The organism is Spartobacteria bacterium UBA695 (assembly GCA_002298145.1).
Lineage (GTDB): Bacteria > Verrucomicrobiota > Verrucomicrobiia > Chthoniobacterales > Chthoniobacteraceae > UBA695.
This window is the reverse complement of sequence record DBMP01000005.1, coordinates 68,929-77,070: the sequence shown is the minus strand read 5'-3', so window position 1 is coordinate 77,070 and position 8,142 is coordinate 68,929. Positions and strand designations below refer to the sequence as shown.

Genomic DNA, 8,142 nt, shown 5'->3' with positions numbered 1-8,142 from the left:
ATAACCCGAAGGGGGCTCGAGTTGGGAAATCTACAAAACAGCAAAGGATATATGAGAATCTCCCCGCATTCCGAAGATGCGCCCGTCCGTTGGTATTATGCATGCGGCGACCATGGGGTAGCTGGTCCGGTCACCCTCGAAGCCCTCCAGTTCATTCTTCTCAAGGGGGCTGTAACATTTGACACGCTAGTGCTTCCAGAGCGTGGCGGCGGCCCATGGCGGCGATGCCGCAACGTTTTTACCGGCGAGGAAAATTGACCGTGCGGACCCTGAAGAATCGGCTACGGGAGGGGTGCATTTTCCGCCAGATTCGAGCTTTTCCCCTGCGATCGCGTCGGGGAATGTCCTGTATTCCTACAATGGATCATTTTTCCCTTCATCCCCGGGCCTTCCTCAGTCATCTTCGGGGCCATGGCCAGCGGCTACCTCGCATTGATCCTCCACGCACATCTCCCGTATGTGCGGCACCCGGAGTACCCCGAATTCCTTGAGGAGGATTGGCTTTTTGAAGCGATTACGGAGACCTACATCCCGCTCCTTCAGATGATGCGCGGGCTGGCTGCCGACTCGGTGCCCTTCGCGCTGACCATGTCGATCACCCCGCCCCTGTGCGCCATGCTGCGCGATCCGCTCCTCCAGGAACGCTACGTGCGCTACCTCGACCGCGCCATCGACCTGGCCACGCGCGAGCTTGACCGCATCGGGGGCGATGGCCGCCTCCAACCCCTGGCCCGCTTTTACCTCGACCGCTTCCTTTCCGCCCGCTGCCTCTTCGTGGACGAATGCAACGGGCAGCTCCTCCCCGCCTTTGCCAAGCTCCAGGACCAGGGGTTGCTGGAGATCATCACCTGCGGGGCCACCCACGGCTTCCTGCCCTTGATGCAGAACTTCCCCGAGGCCGTCCGCGCGCAGGTCATGATCGCCCGCGACGACTACGCCGCCACCTTCGGGCGCGATCCGGCGGGCATCTGGCTGCCCGAGTGCGGCTACGTGGCGGGGGTGGAAAAAGTCCTCGCCGAGGCGAATATCCGCTGGTTTGTCATCGACTCTCACGGGCTCATGTTCGGCAATCCCCGGCCCCGCTACGCCATCTTCGCCCCCTGCTACACCCCGGCGGGCCCGGCCGTCTTCGCCCGCGACCGCGAATCGAGCCGCCAGGTCTGGAGCCAGGAGGACGGCTACCCCGGCGACCCCGCCTACCGGGACTTTTACCGCGACATCGGTTTTGACCTGCCGCCCGAGCAGCTCGGAAGCTGGCTCACCCCCGGCAGCCCGCGCAAATTCTCCGGCATCAAGTACCACCGGATCACCGGCGCTACGCAGGAAAAGGATATCTACAACCGCGCCTGGGCGATGGGAGCCGCCGACGCCCACGCCGGGCACTTCCTGCATTCCCGCGTCGAGCAGGTCCGCAACCTCCTGGAGAATACCAACATCGACCCCATCGTCGTGAGCCCGTATGACGCCGAGCTCTTCGGCCACTGGTGGTTCGAGGGCCCCGAGTTCCTCAACCTCTTTATCCGCAAAGCCGCCTACGACCAGACGACCTTCCGGATGACCACCCCGAGCCGGTTTTTGGCCGACCACCCCACCCAGCAGCTCGTCGTCCCCTCCGCCTCAAGCTGGGGGCATAAGGGGTACTGGGAAGTGTGGCTCGACGAGAGCAACTCGTGGATCTACCCCCACCTGCACGTCGCCGCCCGGCGCATGACCGAGGTGGCCACCGAGTTCGCCGCCCTGCCGCATCCGCTGCCCGCGCTCCAGGAGCGGGCCCTCAAACAGCTCGCCCGCGAACTCCTCCTGGCGCAGTCGAGCGACTGGGCCTTCCTCATGAAAACCGGCACCGCCTCGGCCTACGCCTCCAAACGGACCAAAGACCACGTGCTGCGCTTCACCCGCCTTTACGACCAGATCCGGGGCCGTAATATTGACGAAAAGTTTCTGGATAATTGCGAATGGAGGGACAACATATTCGCCGACGTCCAATGGCGTCATTATGTTCGCACTTCCCAAGCCCTTCCGTAGTCGTTCCGGTTCCTTTTTTCAACTCGCGCACCTTGCGATCGCCTGGGCGCTAACGTTCGGCGCCGTGCTCGCCCAGGCCGACCCCGTTCGCATCGACTTCGTGCCCCCGCCCCTCGAGGGGACGCTCTCGCTCGGCATCTACGATAGCGCGGGCAAGCTCGTGCGCGTGCTGAATCGCGAGGCCGAGAACGCCGACTTCACCTTGGGCGACGACGGCCTGCGCGCCCAGTGGGACGGCAACGACGACCACGGCATCCCATGCCCCGCCGGAACCTACCGCGCCAAAGGGGTCGCCGTGGGCGAGCTGGGCGTGGAGGGGATCGACTTTGTCGGCAACGACTGGGTGGGCGGGGACGACGCGCCGCACTTGAGCAAGATCACCGATATGAAAGTGAACGGCACGGGGACGCTTTTCATCCTGGGCCTGCTGCCCGGACAGGACAAGTCGTCCATTGGTTCAGTTTACTCCGTGGCGATCAAACCGAGCGAGACGCCCGGCGAGGATGCGGAAACTGTGCTTACCCCGCAAGCCCAATGGCCACCGATGGTAGTGGGCCCCGTTTTTTCAGCCGCCGGTCCGATTTCTCCCGGGGCGGGCGAAACCCTCTGGCATCTCGACAGGAAAACGGGAGATATCACTCAGAAAGATGCCAAGGGTGGAATTTTAAGGACGCTGAAAGCTGACTCCGCGCTTCCGGCCGCCGTAATCCTCGCCGCCTCGCCCACCGAGGACAAAGTTTTCGTCCTCTACGAAAACGCCGACCTCCAACGCGTGCGCGGCTACGACTTCACCGGCCTCAAACCCGGTGACGCCCCGAAAGTCCTTTTCGAGAACGAAATCATCTTCAGCAACAGCTACGAACAGATCGCCTCTCGGCTGAAATTTCCCGACGGACGCCCGTTCGCGCCCGCCCCGGTGCTCACCGTCAGCTTGGTCGAGAACCCGCTCGACACCCCGGAGAAAGACAAAAAGAAGCGCAAAGCCCCCTCGATCCAGCTTCGCGCCCAGGTTGACAAAGATGGCGCGTGGATCGCCACCGCCGACGGCCTGCCGCTCTGCAAAGTCACCGACACGCCCAACCTGCGCTGGGCGGCCTTCGGGCGGCTCGCCGCCAACCGGCCCGTCACCTTTTTCGCCAGCGACGGCGCGGCGGTCGAGGAGTACCAAATCTCCGGCATCGGCAACCTGATGGCCTTCGACGCCGGGACCTACCCGTGGAACCCCAACGCCGCGGCTCCCTCGCCCTCAGCTTCGCCCACCCCCAGCGCCACGCCCACGGCCACCCCGGCCCCTGGAGCGCCGCTGCCTCCGGCAAGCCTCTCCGGCTCGGCGGCGAAGTAGCCAGTAAAGCATTCCCGGAGCAAGCTCTGTGGCGAACAACCCAAGGGTTAGCTACGCTATGTGTTATTGCCGGTAACTTTCCTCGTTCCCAATCTCCAGATTGGGAACGCAATTGGGGGCGAATCTCCGATTCGCGGTGGCGGGGGGGAAATCTGGAGATTCCCGGGCACCTTGCGTTACGAATCTGGAGATTCGTAACGAGAACTTTTGAGCTTATGGGCCTTTGAATGTAGAAATCCTATTATCACTTCCGGCCCCTGGAGCGCCGCTGCCTCCGGCAAGCCTCTCCGGCTCGGCGGCGAAATAGAGCAGAGCTATTCCGAGAGATTATCGATCTTTGCGGCCATGAGCAGGTCCAGATCGGTAACGCCTCCCTCGCTGTGCGTCGAAAGCGCGACGCGCACTTTGTTAAAGCGGATGTCGATATCCGGGTGGTGCTCCTCCTCGGCGGCGATCTCCGCTATCTCGTTGACGAAATCGACCGCCTGGTCGAAATCATCGAACTCGAACGTCCTTTCGATCACCTTCCGGTCGGCCTCCCATTCCGGAATGCGTTTCATCATTTCCTCCAACTGCGATTGAGCAATCAGCGTGGCCATAGGTTTTAACGAGCGTTTTCGGTTTGCTGGCGCGGATTGATGTCCGGCCTCGCAACGGTGACATCGCCCTTGAACCTGGAGATGCGTGGGTGTAAAAACGCCGTTTACTTTCATGGGAAGTCTTCAAAGCAGCATTGTCGAAACGGTGGGATGTACGCCGCTGGTCCGCCTCAACCGCCTTAGCGCGGGGCTCGCCGCCACCATCGCCCTCAAACTCGAATACTTTAACCCCCTGGGCAGCGTCAAAGACCGTGTGGGCCGCGCGATGATCGAGGCCGCGGAGAGGGAAGGGCGGATCGGCCCCGGTACGGAAATCGTGGAGCCCACCAGCGGCAATATGGGGATCGCGCTCGCCTTCGTGGCCGCCGCCCGAGGCTATAAAATCACGCTCACCATGCCCGAGACCATGTCCGTCGAGCGCCGCGTGCTGCTCCTCATGCTCGGGGCCAAGCTGGAGCTGACCCCCGGGCCCGAGGGGATGCCCGGCGCCATCGCCCGCGCGCAGGAGATCCTCCGGCAGAACTCGAACGCCTGGATGCCCAGCCAGTTCGACAACCCCGTCAACGTCGAAGCCCACCGCACCACCACCGCGCGGGAAATCTGGGAGCAGACCGGCGGCCAGGCCGATATTTTCGTTGCCGCTGTCGGCACCGGCGGCACGCTCACCGGCGTCGCCGAGGCCATCAAAGAGCGCAAACCGGGCTTCCAAGCCGTCGCCGTCGAGCCGACCGACTCCGCCGTCATCACCCAGACGCGCGCCGGGCTGCCCATCCGCCCCGGCATGCACTCGATCATGGGCGCGGGCGCGGGCTTCATTCCGAGAAATCTTCATCTGAACGTAGTGGACGAGGTTCTGACCGTCTCCAACCAAGACGCCTTTACCGTTGCCCGCCGCTTGGCCAAGGAAGAAGGCATCCTCGCCGGGATCACCTCCGGCGCGAACGTCTGGGCCGCCCTCGAACTCGCCAAACGGCCTGAGAACAAAGGCAAGCTGATCGTCACCGTGGCCGCCTCGTGCGGAGAGCGTTACCTCTCCACACCGCTGGCAGCCGAAGCGGTGGCCGAAGCCTCGGGGCGTTAGCCCCCCGCACTCCAGTTGAACATCCCTTGACACCGGTGGGAAATAAACGACCGGTGACTAGTCATCTTCCCTACACCAAAAAAAATGCGTTTTGCAGCAGGCCAGCGTTGGATCAGTGAACCGGAACCGGAACTCGGGTTGGGCATCGTGCTCGGCGTGGAGCCGGGGCGGGTTAAAATGTTTTTCCCGGCAAGCAATGCCATGCGGCTCTATGCCGAGGCCGCAGCTCCGTTGCGGCGCATCCGCTTCAAAGTCGGCGACACGATTCACGCCCACGATGGCGGCAGCTTCGTCGTCACCGTCGTCAACGAACGCTCCGACGGAACCGTCACCTACGGCAGCCCCACCGGCGAGCGCCTGGTGGAAACGCAGCTCAGCGACATCCTCACCTGGGACAAACCGGGCGACCGCATCGCCGGGGCCCAGGTGGACCCGTGCGAGAGCTTCGACCTGCGCCTGGAGGCCCTGGAGCACCAGCACCGCGTCCTGCAATCGCCCGCCTACGGCTTCACCGGCGCGCGCATCGACTTGATCCCGCACCAGCTCGCCATCGCCAGCGAAGTCGCCTCGCGCCAAAAGCCGCGCGTGCTCCTGGCCGACGAAGTGGGCTTGGGCAAAACCATCGAAGCCTGTCTCATCCTGCACCGCCTTTACCTTACCGGCCGCGCCGAGCGCATCCTGATCCTCGTGCCCGAGGCGCTCGTTCACCAGTGGTTCGTGGAACTCTTCCGCCGGTTCAACCTCCGCTTCGCCATCTTCGACGAGGCGCGCTGCGTCTCCCTGGACGAGGAAAATGCCAACCCGTTCCTGGATGATCAGCTCATCCTGGCTCCGCTCGGCTGGCTCGCCCACGACGAGAAACGCCGCGCCCAGGCCGTCGAGGCGGGCTGGAATCTCCTCGTCGTCGACGAGGCCCACCACCTTGCCTGGAGCCCGGAGACCGCCAGCCCCGAGTACGCGCTGGTCGAGGCCCTTTCCGCCGCCACCCCGGGTCTGCTCTTGCTGACGGCAACGCCGCAACAGCTCGGGCCCGAGGGGCACTTTGCCCGCCTGCGCTTGCTCGACCCCGAGCGCTACCCGTCGCTGGAAGCCTTCCAGGCCGAGGCCGCCGAGTACGCCCCCATCGCCCAGCTCGCAGGGAAGCTGGCCGACGAAAAGAAACTCACCGCCAAGGACTCCGCCAAGCTCGCCGCCCTCCCGGGCCGCGCGGGCGAGCTGGCCCTGGCGCTCAAGGACGGCGATGCCTCCGCCCGCGCCGCGCTGCTCGGCGAGCTCGTCGACCGGCATGGCACCGGCCGCGTCATCTTCCGTAATACCCGCGCCGAACTCTCCGGCTTCCCGAAACGGAGCGTCAAGCTCATCGCGCTCGAAGGCGACGCCTCGGCCTCCGCAACCGAGTTCCGGGGCGAAGCCGTGGAGCTTTCCGCCGACCCGCGCGTGGAATGGCTCGTCGGGTTCCTCAAAAAACTCAAGGGCGCGAAAGCCCTCCTCATCTGCCGCACCCGCGAAAAAGCCGAGGCGCTCGAAGCCGCCCTGCGGGAGAAAATCAACCTTCCAACCGTCCTTTTCCACGAGGGCATGACGCTGCTCCAGCGCGACCGCAACGCCGCCTGGTTCGCCGAGGAGGAAGAGGGCGCGCAGCTCCTCATCTGCTCGGAGATCGGCAGCGAGGGCCGCAACTTCCAGTTCGCCCACCACCTGGTCCTCTTCGATCTGCCGGAGAACCCCGAACTGCTCGAACAGCGCATTGGGCGGCTTGACCGCATCGGGCAGACGGCCACGATCCAGATTCACGTCCCCTACGTCGCGGGCGGCCCCTACGCCGTTCTCGCTCGCTGGTTCCACGAAGGCCTCAACGCCTTTGAGGAAAGTCTGCACGGCGGCGCGGAACTCTTTGAACGCTTCTGCGAGCCGGTCGCGACCCTCGCCCTGGCCTGTGCCCCCGAGCTGGAGGCCAAGCCGAATGCGAAGAAAACCGCCAAGACCGCTGCCAAGACGGCCGCGAAGCCGAAGGCCAAAAAAATCGCCATCGCCAAGCCGGAAGCTTCCGGGGCGCTCGACGCGCTCATCGCGGAGACCAAGGCCGTTCACGACGACATCCGCAAGCGCCTTGCCGCCGGTGAGGATCGCCTCCTTTCGCTCCAGAACCGCCGCACCGACGCCTCGGCCATCATCGAGGCGATCCGCGCCGCCGATGCCGATACGACACTCGACGATTTTCTGCTGACTGCGTGGGATTACCTCGGCGCAAACGTCGAGGACATCGCCCCGCGCACCTGGATCGTCACGCCCGGACCGGAACTGGGCGAGGGCCTCCCCGGCATCCCCAAGGACGGCGTGACGCTGACCGCCGACCGCCAGCGTGCGCTCGCTCGCGAGGACGTTTCATTCCTGACGTGGGATCACCCCGTCGTGCGCGGCGTCTTTGAAATGCTGACCGGCACGATCAAAGGCAACGCAGCCCTGGCGCAGGCCGACAACCCCGGCACGGATGGCGTGTTTGCGGAAGCCGTTCACGTCCTCGAAGTCGTGGCTCCGGCGGATCTCCACTCCGGGCGATTCCTGGCTGCGACGCCGGTGCGCGTGGTGGTCGATAATCACCTGCGGGAGTTGACGGAGCCGCTCAAGCCGCTTTCCGACGCGCCGATTCAGAAGGTGCTCGGCAAGACGGAGCTTTGTTACAAGCTGCTTCCGCGCATGCTGGAAGCGGCGGAGACGATCGCCAAGGAGCGCGCGATGCAGACCGTGGCCGCCGCGATTGCCACGATGGAGCAGCAAGTCGGCGGCGAGGTGACCCGTTTGAAGAGTTTGCAAGAGGTCAATCCGAACGTGACGGCGAAGGATGTCGAGGCGATGCAGAATCAGTATTACGATCTGCGCGACCACCTGGCCGACGCCCGTCTGCGTTTGGATTCCGTGCGCTTGATCTTCCGCGCGCCGTAAGCGGGGGAGTGATCACAGAGGACACGGAGAGCACGGAGGTTCCCTCGTTCCCAATCTCCGGTTGGGACTGCCGTGCTGCGTAGCAGCTTGCCCAAGCGCGAAGCGCACTTTGCAGAGCCTGAAAGGCAGCGTCTTCTGTCTGCGAATCTCTG

Annotated in this window: 6 protein-coding genes; 5 read left to right on the top strand and 1 reads right to left on the bottom strand. The window is 64.3% G+C overall.

Annotated features, from left to right (window positions below):
- The 3 genes from B2828_RS01995 to B2828_RS01985 all read left to right on the top strand — a co-directional run.
- Window positions 1–258: hypothetical protein (locus tag B2828_RS01995; protein WP_479631999.1), on the top strand; the 258-nt coding region annotated here is incomplete at its 5' end.
- 153 nt (window positions 259–411) lie between these two features.
- Window positions 412–2,025, top strand: a complete 1,614-nt coding sequence (locus tag B2828_RS01990) for a glycoside hydrolase family 57 protein (protein ID WP_479631997.1) — start codon at window positions 412–414, stop codon at window positions 2,023–2,025.
- Window positions 1,997–3,367, top strand: a complete 1,371-nt coding sequence (locus B2828_RS01985; RefSeq protein WP_479631996.1) for a hypothetical protein — start codon at window positions 1,997–1,999, stop codon at window positions 3,365–3,367. Before B2828_RS01990 ends, B2828_RS01985 begins: the two co-directional genes overlap by 29 nt.
- Before the next feature lie 314 nt (window positions 3,368–3,681).
- Here the strand turns inward: B2828_RS01985 and B2828_RS01980 are convergent, their stop codons facing one another.
- The gene (locus tag B2828_RS01980; RefSeq protein ID WP_479631995.1) at window positions 3,682–3,966 is read right to left on the bottom strand and encodes a 4a-hydroxytetrahydrobiopterin dehydratase; all 285 of its coding nucleotides are present in this window, start codon (window positions 3,964–3,966) and stop codon (window positions 3,682–3,684) included.
- A 112-nt stretch (window positions 3,967–4,078) separates the two neighbouring features.
- On the opposite strand from B2828_RS01980, the gene cysK reads away from it, so the two are divergent.
- Window positions 4,079–5,047, top strand: coding sequence for a cysteine synthase A (cysK, locus tag B2828_RS01975; RefSeq protein ID WP_479631994.1), 969 nt, complete (start codon window positions 4,079–4,081; stop codon window positions 5,045–5,047).
- An 84-nt stretch (window positions 5,048–5,131) separates the two neighbouring features.
- A complete protein-coding gene (rapA, locus tag B2828_RS01970) occupies window positions 5,132–7,990 on the top strand; it encodes an RNA polymerase-associated protein RapA (protein WP_479631993.1) in 2,859 nt (952 codons plus the stop codon).
- Window positions 7,991–8,142 lie beyond the last annotated feature (152 nt).

Excerpts from the sequence above, each read along its gene's own strand:
- B2828_RS01990 (WP_479631997.1), top strand. The coding sequence starts at position 412 with ATGGCCAGCGGCTACCTCGCATTGATCCTCCACGCACATCTCCCGTAT.
- B2828_RS01985 (WP_479631996.1), top strand. The coding sequence starts at position 1,997 with ATGTTCGCACTTCCCAAGCCCTTCCGTAGTCGTTCCGGTTCCTTTTTT.
- B2828_RS01980 (WP_479631995.1), bottom strand. The coding sequence starts at position 3,966 with ATGGCCACGCTGATTGCTCAATCGCAGTTGGAGGAAATGATGAAACGC.
- cysK (WP_479631994.1), top strand. The coding sequence starts at position 4,079 with ATGGGAAGTCTTCAAAGCAGCATTGTCGAAACGGTGGGATGTACGCCG.
- rapA (WP_479631993.1), top strand. The coding sequence starts at position 5,132 with ATGCGTTTTGCAGCAGGCCAGCGTTGGATCAGTGAACCGGAACCGGAA.